A 15,619-nucleotide genomic window follows, 5' to 3' on the forward strand; every position below is an offset into this window, starting at 1 on the left:
TTCTTTATTGCCTCCAAAATTAGAAATCTTTTTTCAAAAATTACCCCACTCTCCGCTAGTCCTGTTTTAAAGTGACTCAGAGGGCTTTTTTTGTTATAATAGAAAAGATCGTAATTATTAGAAAGAGGTCAGTATGAAAGAATTACAAACTGTACTGAAGAAGCGTTTTGCAATCGAATTTGCAGACAAGAATTTGCTGGAAACGGCCTTTACTCATACGAGTTATGCCAATGAGCACCGCCTCTTAAAAATTTCACACAATGAGCGCTTGGAATTTTTAGGAGACGCTGTTCTGCAATTATTGATTTCAGAATACCTGTATAAAAAATATCCTAAGAAACCAGAGGGTGATTTGTCCAAACTCCGTGCTATGATTGTCCGTGAGGAGAGTTTGGCTGGTTTTGCGCGTGATTGCCAGTTTGATCAGTTTATCAAGCTAGGAAAAGGAGAAGAAAAGTCTGGTGGGCGCAATCGTGACACCATTCTTGGTGATGCCTTTGAAGCCTTTTTGGGAGCGTTGCTTTTAGACAAGGATGTTGTTAGGGTAAAAGAGTTTATCTATCAGGTTATGATTCCCAAGGTTGAGGCAGGTGACTTTGAGATGATTACGGATTACAAGACGCACTTGCAAGAGTTGCTCCAGGTCAATGGAGATGTGGATATTCGCTACCAGGTGACTTCTGAGATGGGACCTGCCCATGATAAGGTTTTTGATGTAGAAGTTCTAGTTGAGGGCAAAAGTATCGGAAAAGGACAAGGCCGTTCTAAAAAATTAGCAGAGCAAGAGGCCGCAAAAAATGCCGTTGAGAAGGGGCTTAATTCATGTATTTAAAGGAAATTGAGATCCAAGGATTCAAGTCCTTTGCTGACAAGACCAAGGTCGTCTTTGACCAAGGTGTGACAGCTGTCGTTGGGCCAAATGGTTCTGGGAAGTCAAATATCACAGAAAGTCTACGATGGGCCTTGGGGGAGTCTAGTGTCAAGAGCCTTCGTGGCGGTAAGATGCCCGACGTAATCTTTGCTGGAACTGAAAGTCGTAAACCGCTCAATTATGCCTCTGTTGTTGTGACCTTGGACAATGAAGATGGTTTTATCAAAGATGCGGGGCAAGTTATTAAGGTAGAACGCCATATCTACCGTAGTGGAGATAGCGAGTATCGAATTGATGACAAGAAAGTCCGTCTGCGTGATGTCCATGATCTTTTCTTGGATACAGGTCTGGGACGGGATTCCTTCTCCATCATTTCTCAAGGGAAAGTTGAGGAAATTTTTAACTCCAAGCCCGAAGAACGCCGTGCTATTTTTGAAGAAGCAGCTGGAGTTTTAAAATACAAGACTCGTAGAAAAGAAACAGAGAGTAAACTGCAACAAACTCAAGACAATCTCGATCGCTTAGAGGACATTATCTATGAGTTGGACAATCAAATCAAACCTCTTGCAAAACAAGCCGAGAATGCTCGCAAGTTTCTCGACTTGGATGGTCAACGCAAGGCGATTTACTTGGATGTACTGGTTGCCCAAATCAAGGAAAACAAGACTGAACTAGAGCTAACAGAAGAAGAGCTAACGCAAGTTCAGGAACTCTTGACCAGTTATTACCAAAAACGTGAAGAGTTAGAAGAGGAAAATCAAACTCTTAAAAAGAAACGCCAAGATCTCCAAGCTCAAATGGCTAAAGACCAAGGGAGCTTGATGGATCTGACGAATCTAATCAGCGATTTAGAACGAAAATTAGCCCTATCCAAACTGGAATCTGAGCAAGTAGCCCTCAATCAACAAGAAGCACAAGCCCGTTTGACTGCTTTAGAAGATAAGAGAAAGACTATAAGTAAAGAGAAATCTGAAAAAGAAGAGAACTTGGCACAGTTAGAGGAAAATCTAGCTGAAAATAACAAGGAACTCAATCGTTTAGAGGCAGAATTGCTAGCTTTTTCAGATGATCCTGACCAGATGATTGAGCTCTTGCGTGAACGTTTTGTGGCTCTTTTACAAGAAGAAGCGGATGTCTCAAACCAACTGACCCGCATCGAGAATGAGTTGGAAAACAGCCGTCAGCTGTCTCAAAAACAAGCTGATCAACTTGAGAAATTGAAAGAACAACTGGCTACAGCTAAAGAAAAGGCCAGTCAACAGCAGGCTGAGCTTGAAACTGCCAAGGAGCAGGTTCAGAAATTATTGGCTGACTACCAAGCTAGTGCCAAGGAGCAAGAGGAGCAGAAAGTTTCTTTCCAAGCCCAGCAGAGCCAACTCTTTGACCGTCTAGACAGTCTCAAAAACAAGCAGGCTAGAGCCCAGAGTTTGGAAAACATCCTAAGAAATCATAGTAATTTTTATGCGGGTGTTAAGAGTGTTCTTCAAGAAAAAGCCCGTCTTGGTGGGATCATTGGTGCAGTCAGTGAACATTTGACCTTTGATGTGCATTATCAAACTGCCCTGGAGATTGCGCTTGGAGCTAGCAGTCAGCATATCATCGTAGAAGATGAAAACGCGGCAACCAAGGCAATTGATTTCCTAAAACGTAACAGAGCTGGTCGTGCAACCTTTCTTCCATTGACGACTATCAAGGCTCGTACCATTTCTAGTCAGAATCAAGATACTATCGCAGCAAGTCCAGGATTTCTGGGAATGGCAGATGAGTTGGTGTCGTTTGATAAGAGACTAGAAGCCATTTTCAAAAACTTGCTTGCTACAACGGCTATCTTTGATACTGTAGAACATGCGCGTGCCGCAGCTCGTCAAGTTCGTTACCAGGTTCGTATGGTGACGCTTGATGGTACCGAATTGCGTACTGGTGGTTCCTACGCTGGTGGTGCCAATCGTCAAAATAACAGTATTTTCATCAAACCAGAACTAGAGCAATTACAAAAAGAAATTGCTGAAGAAGAAACTAGTCTGCGGTCAGAAGAAGCGAGTTTGAAGACCTTGCAAGATGAGATGGCGGTATTGGCAGAAAGATTAGAAGCTATCAAATCACAAGGTGAGAAAGCTCGTATTCAGGAGCAAGGTTTGTACCTTGCTTATCAACAGACCAGTCAGCAAGTTGAGGAACTGGAAACTCTTTGGAAACTTCAAGAAGAGGAATTAAATCGCCTTACTGAAGGAGATTGGCAAGCGGACAAGGAAAAATGCCAAGAGCGCCTTGCTACTATTGCCAGTGAAAAGCAAAATCTGGAAGCTGAGATTGAAGAGATTAAGTCTAACAAAAACGCCATTCAAGAACGTTATCAAAACTTGCAGGAACAGATTTCTCAAGCGCGCTTGCTTAAGTCCGAACTGCAAGGACAAAAGCGGTACGAAGTGACTGATATTGAACGCTTAGGCAAGGAACTGGATAATCTGGATATCGAGCAAGAGGAAATCCAGCGTCTCCTCCAAGAAAAAGTTGATAATCTTGAGAAAGTGGATACGAATTTACTAAGCCAGCAGGTGGAAGAAGCCAAAACTCAGAAAGCCAATCTTCAACAAGGTCTGATTCGCAAGCAGTTTGAGTTGGATGATATTGAGGGTCAACTGGATGATATTGCCAGCCATTTGGATCAGGCGCGCCAGCAGAACGAGGAGTGGATTCGTAAACAAACACGCGCTGAAGCTAAGAAGGAAAAGGTCAGCGAACGCTTGCGCTATCTACAAGCTCAATTAACAGACCAGTACCAGATTAGCTACAATGAGGCTCTAGAAAAGGCTCATGAACTGGAAAATCTCAATCTGGCGGAGCAAGAGGTTAAGGATTTAGAGAAGGCTATTCGCTCACTGGGTCCAGTCAATTTGGATGCTATTGAACAGTACGAAGAAGTTCACAACCGTCTGGATTTCCTCAATAGCCAACGAGATGATATTTTGTCTGCTAAAAACCTACTCCTTGAGACCATCACAGAGATGAATGATGAGGTTAAGGAACGCTTCAAATCAACCTTTGAGGCCATTCGTGAGTCCTTTAAAGTGACCTTTAAACAGATGTTTGGCGGTGGTCGGGCAGACTTGATATTGACTGAGGGCGATCTTTTAACTGCTGGTGTGGAGATTTCTGTCCAACCTCCAGGTAAGAAAATCCAATCTCTCAACCTCATGAGTGGTGGGGAAAAAGCCCTATCAGCTCTGGCTCTGCTCTTCTCAATCATCCGAGTTAAGACCATTCCTTTCGTCATCTTGGACGAGGTAGAGGCGGCGCTGGACGAAGCCAATGTCAAACGTTTTGGGGATTACCTCAACCGCTTTGACAAGGATAGTCAGTTTATCGTCGTAACACACCGTAAGGGGACGATGGCGGCAGCGGACTCTATCTATGGAGTTACCATGCAAGAATCAGGTGTGTCTAAGATTGTTTCGGTTAAGTTAAAAGATTTAGAAGAAACAATAGACTAGTTACCAAACGATAGCATCTCTTAGGAGGTGCTATTTTTTAAAACTAAAGTTCTAAGTTGTCTCTTAAGGTCAGTTCAGGCGCAAAAAACGACATTTGGGATTTCCTCTTAGCGAAAAGACTTGCTCTATGATATAATAGTTTCATGATTACAACAGTACCTATTAAGAACGAAAAAGATATTGCAGTACCAGGTAAAACAGTCCTTGTACTAGGTTATTTTGATGGCATCCACAAGGGGCATCAGAAACTTTTTGAAGTGGCTAGCAAGGCCTCGATGAAGGATTATCTGCCAGTTGTCGTGATGACCTTTACAGAGTCGCCAAAACTTGCCTTGCAACCTTACCAACCTGAGCTCATGCTCCATATCGTCAATCATGAGGAACGGGAGCACAAGATGAAGTGGCATGGAGTAGAGGCTCTCTTCTTACTTGACTTTAGTAGCAAATTTGCTAGTTTAACGGGTCAAGAATTCTTTGATACCTATATCAAGGCTTTAAAACCAGCTATCATTGTGGCAGGATTTGACTATACCTTTGGCTCTGATAAGCAAACTGCAGATGACCTGAAGGACTATTTTGATGGAGAGATCATCATTGTTCCTCCGGTCGAGGACGAAAAGGGCAAGATTAGTTCCACACGGATTCGTCAGGCTATTCTTGATGGAGATGTCAAGGAAGTCAATCATCTGCTCGGCACACCACTCCCATCTCGTGGGATGGTCGTTCATGGAAATGCTCGTGGGCGTACTATCGGTTATCCAACAGCCAATCTGGTTCTAAGAGATCGAACCTACATGCCAGCAGATGGTGTCTATGTAGTAGATGTCGAGGTGCAACGGCAAAGATATCGTGGCATGGCGAGCGTCGGTAAAAATGTCACCTTTGATGGAGAAGAGCCACACTTTGAAGTTAATATTTTCGACTTTTCAGACGATATTTACGGTGAGACAGTCATGGTCTACTGGCTGGACCGTGTTCGCGATATGGTCAAATTTGACTCCGTAGAGGAACTGGTAGACCAACTCCAGAAAGACGAAGAGATTGCTCGGAACTGGAAGGATGGAGAGTAGAAAAGTTTAAAAAAGTGAACCATATTTTGTGTTTGCTTTTTTATTTTTGAAAGAAATTTTAATAGAAAGAAACATAATTGAAGGTTGATTGAAAATCTGTTAAAATAGTGATATTCATAACTTTAAAACCAAAGAAAAGAGACTAGAGGAAATGTGAATCCTCTAATAAATATTGAATATATGATAGAAAGAGCAAAATCACAATTAGCAATTCAAAAATCTCTGGAAGAATTGGATCATCAGGTCTCTTATGTTTCTGATGATGTCTTTAACTTAAAATTGGATACAATTTTTGATGAATACGACGATGTTTTCAAAGCTTTGGTGGAAAAATGATAGTCTATCTAACAGAAAAGCAAATTGAAAAAATCAATGCTTTAGCAATTCAACGGTATTCTCCAAATGAGCAAATTCAAACAGTTAGTCCTTCAGCGTTAAATATGATTGTGAACTTACCAGAACAATTTGTTTTTGGCAAGCCTCTTTATCCAACAATTTTTGATAAAGCAACAATATTATTTGTCCAATTGATAAAGAAGCATGTTTTTGCCAACGCCAATAAACGAACAACCTTCTTTGTTTTGGTGAAGTTTTTACAATTCAACTCTTTGAAAAGGCTGAGGATAAAATTGGAGCAGATGAGGTAAGAGCTTTATTACAAAATGAGAAGTGGTCCAACTGAGCTGAAGAAAAACAGTAAAAAGCGGAGATTCATGGCGCAGAAAAGAGGCTAGTTCATAATTTCAACAACTGGAAGTTAAGAACTAGCCTCAAAAGTTTGACAGAAAAAATCCAGTTATGGGACTTAGTGCATTTATATTATGTCTTCATTTTACAGAAACCGAAAGTAAATAACTATTTTTAATATAAAATTTTGTCTTTTATCATATTTTTTTGAAAAAAGCTAGTAATTTGACTGAAAAAATTTGCAATTCTCCACAAGAAAATATATAATATAGTTGAGATGGAAAAACGTTTTTTAAAAGGAGGTGCACATTATGTTCTTAGGATTCTACTTCCGTTTTTGGTTCAGCATTTGGTGGCGTTAATAGAGGTTAGTGGTTGTTAAATTAAACTCAAATAGCTTTATGCCAGTAAGAAACTGAAATATTCAGTTTAATATGAGTTTTATTTTTTCTAGTAAATCAACGTTTTCTATCACAACTCTATTGCAGTTAAGCTATGATATGTGATGATTGTCAACCCTATCTTGTTAACATTTTTATGGTCTCGAGAAATCTTATTTCTTGGGACTTTTTCTATTGTTTGAAAGGTTGTGTGTTGATTTTGTTGAACTAGGAGAACAAAAAAAGACAAGCTACTTTAAAAAGTAATTTGTCTGTTGTTGGGTCCCTTTTTATTGAAACACGCGATAGACATAAGGATTTTCTGGTTTGTCTACTTTTGTGAAACTCTCAACTTCCAGTGTCGGGAGTTTTTGTTTGAGTTCTTTATGGTAGTGGAGGGTCATGGTTCCTCTAGCTGTAATCCAGGTATTGTCAGGATACTGGCGCGAGTTCCCCTTGGTCAAGAGTCCATATACTCCAGAGTCGGCGATACAGTGGATGATTCCAAAGCGAAAGAGGAACTGGCTATCTAGATGACTAGGATCGTTGTAGATAAAGCCTGTAAACTCGATTTTCTTCCCTTCAAACTCTTGAGGATAGTCATAGAGAACTTCCATGACCTCCATATAGTTTTCGTCTGTAACCTGAATGGTTGTTTTGGCAAGATATTTGTCAGCTGTAGCCCTCATTTCCTTTTCATAAGCAGATTTGGAAAAATAGGTACTGGTATCGGGTTTGAGGTATTGACTGGATGTTCCTTCGCTTGCCTGAATAGCAGTATCGATTCCCTCAGCAAGTGGGAAATGATAACCTTTGGCAGATACGGTTCTCGAGTCCAAGCTTACTGTCGGAAAGGCAACTCCAATCAACAGAGGTAGTGACAGTAAAACGAAGCTGATTCGTCTAGCTCGACGACTTTCCAAATGGCTGTGAGAGTTAATTTTCTTGATCCAGATGTAGAATTGGACCAGAGCCAACAGAAGAGAAAGGACCATAGAGATATAGACTAGATAGGAATAGTGGAGGTTGATGTAGTGGCTGAGCTTGCCAGATAGCTGCAGATACAGGGTCAGAGCAAAATAACCTAGTAGAATGAAAAATCGGATCATAGCATCACCCCCATCATGTAAGAATAAAGTAAGACAAGCACTGTCACAATGCCCATGAATTGCCAGATGAAGCGCGCTTTGAGATAGTGTTTCATCATGAGGAGATTTTTGATATCAAGCATGGGACCAATGACCAGAAAAGCAAGGACTGGTGCTAGGCCGAAGCTCGAGAGGAGAGAAGCTCCGATAAAGGCGTCCGCCTCGCTACAAAGAGAGAGGATAAAGGCTAGAAACATGAGCAAGAGAATCGCAAGGACTGGACTAGCACTGATAGAGGTCAGGATCCGAGTCGGGACATAGACCTGTACGATGGCCGCAAAGAGACAGCCAAAGACTAAGTAACGCCCCATATCGAAAAACTCATCAATAGCCTGTATAAAGACCTGAAAGACCTTTCTAGCAGGAGTCAAGTGTGAAAAGTCATGTTCATGACAAGTGATAGGATTCTCTTTTTGAATGGGTTTCTTCCAGAAAAATCCTAGGAAAATCCCCAGAACCAAAGCAATCACAATAGCTCCCAGCGCTCGCAAGAAGGCAAGTTTTATTGAATTGCCAAAGGCAGAATATGTGGCGAAAAGAACGATAGGATTGATGATGGGAGCAGTCACCAGAAAAGGAACTGCCGTGTAGCTGGGGACTTTCTTTTCCAGAAAACGATTGATAATCGGCACGATTCCACACTCGCAGGATGGAAAAAGGAAGCCAATGAAGGTACCAAAAAAGATCCTCCCCCAACGATTGCGAGGAAGAAACTCATAAACTTTATCAGGCGTGATATAGACCTCAATCAATCCCGAAATGAGACTCCCAATCAAGACAAAAGGAAGGGCTTCAATCATGATGGAAAGAAAGATAGCACCTGCTTGTAAGATGCTAGGAGGAAGAGATTGGAAAACAGTCATCTATTTTTTCTTCTCAACTTTTTCTTTTTTGTTTTTGTCATCTGGGAAAGTGACTTGTGTTAAGTCAGGAAGTTTGGCGAATTCTTCAAACATTTTGTCCAAGTCATCGGTTTTTGTAAATTTAACAGCCATGGGCCTACCTCTTTTCTAAATTCTACCTCTATTATACTATTATTTTGTGGAAATGGGATTATTTTGATAATCAAAGATGCAAAAACAGGTAAGGAAAAACAAGAGCAGTTCCTTATGGTATAATAGATTTATGGATAAAAAATATGAAAAAATCTCCCAAGATTTGGGTGTAACCTTAAAGCAAATCGATACTGTTCTAAGTTTAACGGCTGAAGGGGCGACGATTCCCTTTATCGCGCGTTACCGGAAGGACATGACTGGTAGTCTGGATGAGGTGGCGATTAAGGCCATTATTGACCTGGATAAAAGTCTGACTAATCTCAACGACCGTAAAGAAGCTGTCTTGGCTAAGATCCAAGAACAAGGCAAGCTGACCAAGGAATTGGAAGCAGCTATTTTGGCAGCTGAGAAATTAGCAGACGTAGAAGAACTCTACCTTCCTTATAAGGAAAAACGTCGGACCAAGGCAACCATTGCCCGTGAAGCTGGACTCTTTCCTCTTGCTCGCTTGATCTTGCAGAATGTAGATGGCTTAGAGAAAGAAGCTGAGAAGTTTGTCTGTGAAGGATTTGCGACTGGTCAAGAAGCCTTGGAAGGTGCGGTTGATATCTTAGTCGAAGCCTTATCCGAAGATGTGACTTTGCGGTCACTGACCTATCAGGAAGTGTTGAGACACTCTAAAATCACTTCGCAAGTCAAAGATGAAAGTCTTGATGAAAAACAAGTTTTTCAGATATATTACGATTTTTCCGAGACAGTTGGAAATATGCAGGGCTATCGTACCTTGGCTCTCAATCGTGGGGAGAAACTAGGTGTCTTAAGAGTCGGATTTGAACATGCGACAGACCGTATCCTTGCCTTCTTTGCTGCCCGTTTCAAGGTGAAAAATGCCTATATAGATGAAGTTGTTCAACAGTCAGTTAAGAAAAAAGTCTTGCCTGCTATCGAACGCCGCATTCGGACAGAATTAACCGAAAAGGCAGAAGAAGGGGCTATCCAACTCTTTTCTGACAACCTGCGCAATCTCCTCTTGGTTGCTCCGCTGAAAGGGCGCGTGGTTCTAGGATTTGACCCCGCCTTTCGTACAGGTGCCAAGCTAGCTGTCGTAGATGCAACAGGGAAAATGCTGACGACCAAAGTTATTTATCCAGTAAAACCAGCATCGGCTCGTCAAATAGAAGAAGCCAAGAAAGATTTGGCAGACTTGATTGGTCAGTATGGCGTGGAAATTATTGCCATTGGAAATGGAACGGCCAGTCGGGAAAGTGAATCCTTTGTGGCGGAAGTTCTGAAAGATTTTTCAGAAGTGAGCTATGTTATCGTTAATGAAAGTGGCGCTTCTGTCTACTCTGCCAGCGAACTAGCCCGTCAGGAGTTTCCAGAATTAACTGTTGAAAAACGCTCTGCTATCTCGATTGCTCGACGTTTGCAAGATCCTCTTGCCGAATTGGTCAAAATCGATCCCAAGTCAATCGGTGTCGGGCAATACCAGCACGATGTCAGTCAGAAGAAACTGTCTGAAAGTCTGGACTTTGTCGTGGATACGGTGGTTAACCAAGTTGGTGTCAATATCAATACAGCTAGCCCAGCTCTTCTTTCCCACGTAGCTGGACTCAATAAAACCATTTCTGAAAATATTGTCAAATACCGTGAGGAAGAAGAGAAAATCACTTCACGCGCACAAATCAAAAAAGTTCCTCGTCTAGGTGCCAAAGCCTTTGAGCAAGCTGCAGGTTTCCTCCGTATCCCTGAAAGTAGCAATATCCTTGATAATACAGGAGTTCACCCAGAAAACTATACAGCGGTTAAGGAGCTCTTCAAACGCTTGGATATCAAGGACTTGAATGAAGAAGCACAAAATAAACTTAAGTCCCTTTCAGTCAAGGAAATGGCGCAAGAACTAGAACTTGGCCCAGAAACCCTTAAAGATATTATTGCAGACCTTCTCAAACCAGGTCGAGATTTCCGTGATTCCTTTGATGCTCCAGTTCTCCGTCAAGATGTTCTGGATATCAAGGACTTAAAAGTCGGCCAGAAGCTGGAAGGTGTGGTGCGTAATGTCGTTGACTTCGGTGCCTTTGTTGATATCGGGATTCACGAGGACGGCTTGATCCATATTTCCCACATGAGTCGCAAATTTATCAAACACCCTAGCCAAGTGGTTTCAGTCGGAGATTTGGTAACGGTTTGGGTTAAGAAAATCGATACCGAACGTGAAAAAGTCAATCTGTCGCTCCTCGCTCCAGATGAATCTAACTGAGTACGTTCAGTCTGTTTCACTCGAAGACTTTGGTAGACCTTTTACACACCAAGCCCAGTGGAATTCTCGTCTGCGAACGACAGGTGGGCGATTTTTCCCTAAGGATGGGCATTTGGATTTTAATCCCAAGGTGTATAATGAACTTGGTTTGGAAGTTTTTCGCAAAATCGTGCGCCATGAGCTTTGTCACTATCACCTTTATTTTCAGAAAAAGGGGTATCGCCATAAGGACCGAGATTTCAAGGAACTTTTGAAAGAAGTGGATGGACTACGCTTTGCACCACCTTTGAAAAGTCAGGATAGTTACCTAGTCTATCAGTGCCAATCTTGCCAGCAAACCTATCAACGCAAGAGAAAAATTAACACAAAACGCTATCGCTGTGGCGTATGCCGTGGTAAACTCGTTATCTTAAATCGGCCTAAGGACTGATGTTTGTGACCCCGTTTCATGCTATACTACTTGTAAGAATACCGAAAGAGGAAATAATCATGAATACAAAATTTTATAAAATGAGACGAAATCGCATGGTATCGGGAGTTTTAGCTGGTCTATCAGACAAGTGGAACTTTGATGTAACCTTAGTCCGCTTTCTCTTCGCCATTTTTACCATATCAAATTTTGGAGTTGGTGTGATTATCTACATCATCCTCGCCTCTATCCTGCCAACTAAGGAAGAGATTGAAGCAGAAATGTACGGAACAGGACCACGCAAACGCAAGGAAGCTGAGGCCATTGATGACAATGATGGCTGGTTTTGGTGATAATAGTAGAAGCAGGAACTTCGTCCAATAGGACGAAGTTTTTTAAACTTGTCAAATCAAATCTTGAAATGGTATAATAAATCAGTGAATACAATAATTTAGAGAGATTAATATGGCTAACGAAAATAAAACGTTTGAATTACAAAGTTCTGAAATTGACTTTAACTATGAACAATTACTTGAATTAGAAAGTTCTTTAGAAAATAACCTTAAGGATGTTGTTGAACATATAGATCAACTTGATATAGACAGAGAGAAATTACAAAATAATGAATACCTTCAAGAATCTATTGAAAATATAGTTTGGGAACAAGTACAACTTCAACTTGCTGCCCAAATAGGTGAAGAGTTTATTAAAGATAACAATGGTCAAACTCTAGATTTGCGAAAAGAAGCTCATATTCAAACTGCTGAAAATTTTGAAAAAGGAAAATTTATTACTCATAACTCGGATAGAAATATATATGAGGACAGATATACAAAATGGCAAAAAAAGTTTGAAAGAGATGAATTAGGAAATATTAAAACACACTCAACTCGATCAGGTAAAATGGTGAATACCATAAAAAAAGATGCGAGAAAATTTTTAGATGAAAATAGACCAAGAGGTTCAAAAGAAAAAGGAACTCAAATGGATCACACAGTCTCTGCTGGAGAGATTATACGTGATCCAAAAGCCAATGCTTTTATGGATAAAGAGCAACAATATGCTTTCGCAAATAGCAAAGCTAATCTTAACGAAATAAGGAGTGAAATTAATCAAGCGAAGGGTGATCAATCTACAACTGAATTATTAGATAATCCAAATTCTAAGGGACAATATGCTAAAGAAGTCCATAATATTAGTTCAAAAGAAGAGAGACAGTTAAGAGAGAAAGATAAAGAGGCACGCGCTGAATACGACCGAGTAAGAGACGAAGCTGAGAAGCGAGCTATAAAATCTGGTAAAAAATCACGCCGTGACGAGGCTTTAAAAGTTTCAGGAAAAGCTTTGAAAGCAGCGCTTTTACAGTTACTATCAGAATTTTTGCGAGAGTTAATTTCAAAATTTATCTCTTGGCTTAAAGATATAGAAAGAAACTTATCAACTTTTATTGAAAAGGTAAAAGAGGCCATCATTTCATTTGTAAACAACTTATCAAATCACTTATTAAACGTTGGGAAATCAGTGATTACGATGATAGCTTCTGCGATAGTTGGACCTGTAATTAACACTTTTCTAAAAGCATGGACATTTATACACCAAGGTTGGAAGTCCTTAAAAGAAGCGATTGATTATCTAAACAATCCAGATAACAAAGAAAAAAGTGTTCAGATAATGATGCTAGAGATTGGTAAAATTGTTGTTGCTGGTTTATCGGCTACTGGGGCAATTGTAGTTGGGGAAGCATTAGGAGCATCCCTAACAGCTAGTTTTCCAGTTTTGGCTATTTCTATACCACTTTTAGGAACAATCGGCAGTGTTATTGGAACATTTATGGGAGCAACTTTATCAGGAATTATTGGCGCCTTCGTACTAAAAATGATTGATCAGCAAATTGTCAATAAACAGATTACTGAATTAAGTTCTAAGAAAATTGATCAAAATAATGAAATGTTAGTAATCAAAGATCAATTACTAGATGTAAAGAGCATAAGGCTTCAAGTAGAAAAAGATTCTGTTATCAATACTATTAAGGAAAGACACGATATGGCTGCTTCAATAATGAAAGAAAAGCTATCAGATATTTTTGAAGAATCTACAAGAGACGAAAAAAGTGACTTTGATGAGATTGATGCATTATTACAAGATTTACTAGATTAAGGAGATAAATATGGAACAAGAAGTAGTTGAGCAAGAACAGGAAAAATTTGAAATAAACATTAGCAAACATGATTTCGATGAAGCGAAAGAGCATCTGAAAGAGTTTGCTGAACAAAGTCAAGATGAATTGTATTTTGATACAGTTAGAACTCATGAAGATTTCTTTGGTTTTGAATTTGCTGAACATGGAGTTACTGGTAAAGAGTTTAATACTTTAGTTGAACAAACTCAAAATTACATTTCAAAATTTTATGATAATCAACAAACACTTATTGAAGAATTTGGTCAAGTTTATAAAGCTTTAGAAGCTCTTGACAAAGGTCATATTCAAGCGATTCTATCTAATATAGCTGCAATAGACCATACAAATAAGAAACTTACCAAAGAACAAGCTCGTATTGATAAAACAATCGAGAAACAGGCATCTACACTCCAAGTACTAAAGCAATTTAAAGAAAAATTCAATGAAAACAATCATAAAGAAGCCATTGAGGAACATGAGAATCGACTTTCTAAATTAGACGATAGAATTGTAAGCTTAGAGGATACAGTAAGCGCGCTTCCTTTGGAGCCTGTCTCGCATAATTCTGAAATTGAAGAACTCAGAAAAGAATTGAAAGAAAGTAAAGAACAAATTAAACTTATTTCTAGTCGACTTTTAACTGTTTTTATCATATCTGGAGTATCTATCGGAATGTTAATTATTGCTTTACTTTTTATGTTTTTGAGGTAAATTATGACTGTATCTCGTGACAAGCTAATTGAGAGCGCCAAAAAATTGGATCGACAACTGGGTAACGAGTCGACCTTTTGCACAAAAGTGAATGAGATTATAATTGATCATTCAGACACAAATAAAGTAGCAGATTTATATAAATCTATATATTTATTTCAAAAAGAGAATAAAATAAGCAAGATAAGTCAAACGCTAAAAGAATTGTCTGATAATTTAGCTTGTTATTTAGGTTACTCTTATCTTTTTGAAATACTAGGGAAGGAGTTAGGAAAACGTAACAACTCTTCTTTGGATGAATTGATGAAGGAATTAAATCAATTAGTTGGTTTACAAAAAGTTAAAGAGGAAGTTTCGAGGTTAGTCATATATCAAAAGGTTCAGTCCAAAAGAAAAGAGTCTGGGCTAAAAGTACCAAAGAGAACTTTACATATGGCGTTTATGGGGAATCCTGGTACTGGAAAGACGACAGTGGCCAGAATTGTAGGTCGGATGTATTATCAATTAGGCCTTCTTTCAAAGGGGCATTTTACCGAAGTCTCCAGAACAGATTTAATTGCTGGTTATCAAGGTCAAACTGCTCTAAAAGTAAAAAGTGTCATTGAAAAAGCAAAAGGTGGCGTTTTATTCATAGATGAAGCTTATAGTATTACAGAAAATGACAATACGGATTCATATGGACGAGAATGTTTAACAGAATTGACAAAGGCTTTAGAGGATTCAAGGGATGATCTAATTGTTATTGTTGCAGGATATACTGATCCAATGAATCATTTCTTTGAATCGAATCCTGGTCTGAAGTCTCGTTTTAATTATTTTATAAATTTTGAAAATTATTCTTCTACAGAATTGTTAGATATTCTTGAAACACTAGCAAGAAAAGATGACTACCAAATAGATGACAAGTTGAAAGAAATATTATTAAATTATTTTAATGATAAGTTAGAAATCAATCTTACCAATTTTTCTAACGGTCGTTTTGTTCGAAATCTTTATGAAGATTTAATAATGAATCAAGCAGTTCGAATAAATAAAAGTGAGAGTGTATCATCAAAAGAGTTAACCTTGTTAATAAAAGACGATTTTTCTTTAGAAGAAAACTGCTCTGCTTATATAGAAATATAATTAATTGAAAGAATACATCATCAAATTGTAGCAACATTTCTTACTGATTTATGCAGACTGAATAGTGAATTTTAACCCTTGCATCCGCAAGGGTTTTCTTCTTGCATTTCTTTTATGGTAAAATATTGATAGCGAAATTGCTTGATATTCTTCAATCTTACAAAAATGTAAGATTAAAGTCTCTTTTGTAAGGTTAGGTTATGGCAGGCCGCCTTTTTTTGCGATAAACTAGACTCATAAAGAACAAAGGAGCAAAACCATGAAAAGAATTTTACAAAAGAAAAGAAGAAAAC

The 15,619-nt window shown here is 39.1% G+C and carries 12 protein-coding genes and 2 pseudogenes; 11 read left to right on the top strand and 3 right to left on the bottom strand.

The annotated features are described in order from the left end of the window. Positions 1-133 precede the first annotated feature (133 nt). The 5 genes and pseudogenes from rnc to E2R31_RS09315 all read left to right on the top strand — a co-directional run. Complete coding sequence (rnc, locus tag E2R31_RS09300; RefSeq protein ID WP_132974140.1) at positions 134-832, top strand: ribonuclease III; 699 nt, start codon at positions 134-136, stop codon at positions 830-832. Further along, positions 823-4,362: a chromosome segregation protein SMC gene (gene smc, locus E2R31_RS09305; protein WP_132974142.1), complete on the top strand. Its 3,540-nt coding sequence runs from the start codon at positions 823-825 to the stop codon at positions 4,360-4,362. Before rnc ends, smc begins: the two co-directional genes overlap by 10 nt. 143 nt (positions 4,363-4,505) lie before the next feature. Beyond that, complete coding sequence (locus E2R31_RS09310; RefSeq protein ID WP_132974144.1) at positions 4,506-5,432, top strand: bifunctional riboflavin kinase/FAD synthetase; 927 nt, start codon at positions 4,506-4,508, stop codon at positions 5,430-5,432. A 225-nt stretch (positions 5,433-5,657) separates the two neighbouring features. After that, positions 5,658-5,768 (top strand): annotated as a pseudogene (locus E2R31_RS09855) (AbrB family transcriptional regulator); the annotation flags it as partial. Then, positions 5,765-6,046 (top strand): annotated as a pseudogene (locus tag E2R31_RS09315) (type II toxin-antitoxin system death-on-curing family toxin); the annotation flags it as partial. The pseudogenes E2R31_RS09855 and E2R31_RS09315, both read left to right, overlap by 4 nt. A gap of 743 nt (positions 6,047-6,789) precedes the next feature. On the opposite strand, the gene E2R31_RS09320 reads toward E2R31_RS09315, so the two are convergent. Genes E2R31_RS09320 through E2R31_RS10085 form a run of 3 tightly spaced genes read right to left on the bottom strand, consistent with a single transcriptional unit; the run spans position 6,790 to position 8,642 of the window. Beyond that, entirely contained in the window at positions 6,790-7,608 is an 819-nt protein-coding gene (locus E2R31_RS09320; protein ID WP_132974146.1) for a TIGR03943 family putative permease subunit, read from the bottom strand. After that, positions 7,605-8,510, bottom strand: coding sequence for a permease (locus E2R31_RS09325; RefSeq protein ID WP_132974148.1), 906 nt, complete (start codon positions 8,508-8,510; stop codon positions 7,605-7,607). The genes E2R31_RS09320 and E2R31_RS09325 overlap by 4 nt, the downstream gene beginning before the upstream one ends. Beyond that, a complete protein-coding gene (locus E2R31_RS10085) occupies positions 8,511-8,642 on the bottom strand; it encodes an SPJ_0845 family protein (RefSeq protein WP_000268697.1) in 132 nt (43 codons plus the stop codon). It abuts the gene before it with no gap. Positions 8,643-8,772: 130 nt separating this feature from the next. On the opposite strand from E2R31_RS10085, the gene E2R31_RS09335 reads away from it, so the two are divergent. The 6 genes from E2R31_RS09335 (at position 8,773) to E2R31_RS09360 (ending at position 15,326) form a co-directional block, all read left to right on the top strand. Beyond that, positions 8,773-10,902, top strand: coding sequence for a Tex family protein (locus tag E2R31_RS09335; protein ID WP_132974150.1), 2,130 nt, complete (start codon positions 8,773-8,775; stop codon positions 10,900-10,902). Next, entirely contained in the window at positions 10,889-11,332 is a 444-nt protein-coding gene (locus tag E2R31_RS09340) for a SprT family protein (RefSeq protein WP_132974152.1), read from the top strand. Before E2R31_RS09335 ends, E2R31_RS09340 begins: the two co-directional genes overlap by 14 nt. A 59-nt stretch (positions 11,333-11,391) precedes the next feature. Then, positions 11,392-11,664 carry a PspC domain-containing protein gene (locus tag E2R31_RS09345; protein ID WP_001092795.1) on the top strand — a complete coding sequence of 91 codons (273 nt, stop codon included), beginning with the start codon at positions 11,392-11,394 and terminating at the stop codon, positions 11,662-11,664. A gap of 112 nt (positions 11,665-11,776) precedes the next feature. Beyond that, on the top strand, positions 11,777-13,468 hold the full coding sequence (locus E2R31_RS09350) for an AI-2E family transporter (RefSeq protein WP_132974154.1): 1,692 nt from the start codon (positions 11,777-11,779) through the stop codon (positions 13,466-13,468). A gap of 10 nt (positions 13,469-13,478) precedes the next feature. After that, positions 13,479-14,201 carry a hypothetical protein gene (locus tag E2R31_RS09355; protein ID WP_125449205.1) on the top strand — a complete coding sequence of 241 codons (723 nt, stop codon included), beginning with the start codon at positions 13,479-13,481 and terminating at the stop codon, positions 14,199-14,201. Positions 14,202-14,204: 3 nt separating this feature from the next. Then, positions 14,205-15,326, top strand: coding sequence for an AAA family ATPase (locus E2R31_RS09360; protein ID WP_125449203.1), 1,122 nt, complete (start codon positions 14,205-14,207; stop codon positions 15,324-15,326). The last annotated feature ends 293 nt before the right edge of the window (positions 15,327-15,619 follow it).

Origin of the sequence: Streptococcus downii, assembly GCF_004353325.1 — a bacterium.
Lineage (GTDB): Bacteria > Bacillota > Bacilli > Lactobacillales > Streptococcaceae > Streptococcus > Streptococcus downii.

What these genes read in the sequence shown, in the direction of transcription:
- E2R31_RS09355 (WP_125449205.1), top strand. Translation starts at nt 13,479, where the DNA reads ATGGAACAAGAAGTAGTTGAGCAAGAACAGGAAAAATTTGAAATAAAC.
- E2R31_RS09320 (WP_132974146.1), bottom strand. Translation starts at nt 7,608, where the DNA reads ATGATCCGATTTTTCATTCTACTAGGTTATTTTGCTCTGACCCTGTAT.
- E2R31_RS09335 (WP_132974150.1), top strand. Translation starts at nt 8,773, where the DNA reads ATGGATAAAAAATATGAAAAAATCTCCCAAGATTTGGGTGTAACCTTA.
- E2R31_RS09340 (WP_132974152.1), top strand. Translation starts at nt 10,889, where the DNA reads ATGAATCTAACTGAGTACGTTCAGTCTGTTTCACTCGAAGACTTTGGT.
- E2R31_RS09360 (WP_125449203.1), top strand. Translation starts at nt 14,205, where the DNA reads ATGACTGTATCTCGTGACAAGCTAATTGAGAGCGCCAAAAAATTGGAT.
- E2R31_RS09350 (WP_132974154.1), top strand. Translation starts at nt 11,777, where the DNA reads ATGGCTAACGAAAATAAAACGTTTGAATTACAAAGTTCTGAAATTGAC.
- smc (WP_132974142.1), top strand. Translation starts at nt 823, where the DNA reads ATGTATTTAAAGGAAATTGAGATCCAAGGATTCAAGTCCTTTGCTGAC.
- E2R31_RS10085 (WP_000268697.1), bottom strand. Translation starts at nt 8,642, where the DNA reads ATGGCTGTTAAATTTACAAAAACCGATGACTTGGACAAAATGTTTGAA.
- rnc (WP_132974140.1), top strand. Translation starts at nt 134, where the DNA reads ATGAAAGAATTACAAACTGTACTGAAGAAGCGTTTTGCAATCGAATTT.
- E2R31_RS09310 (WP_132974144.1), top strand. Translation starts at nt 4,506, where the DNA reads ATGATTACAACAGTACCTATTAAGAACGAAAAAGATATTGCAGTACCA.
- E2R31_RS09325 (WP_132974148.1), bottom strand. Translation starts at nt 8,510, where the DNA reads ATGACTGTTTTCCAATCTCTTCCTCCTAGCATCTTACAAGCAGGTGCT.
- E2R31_RS09345 (WP_001092795.1), top strand. Translation starts at nt 11,392, where the DNA reads ATGAATACAAAATTTTATAAAATGAGACGAAATCGCATGGTATCGGGA.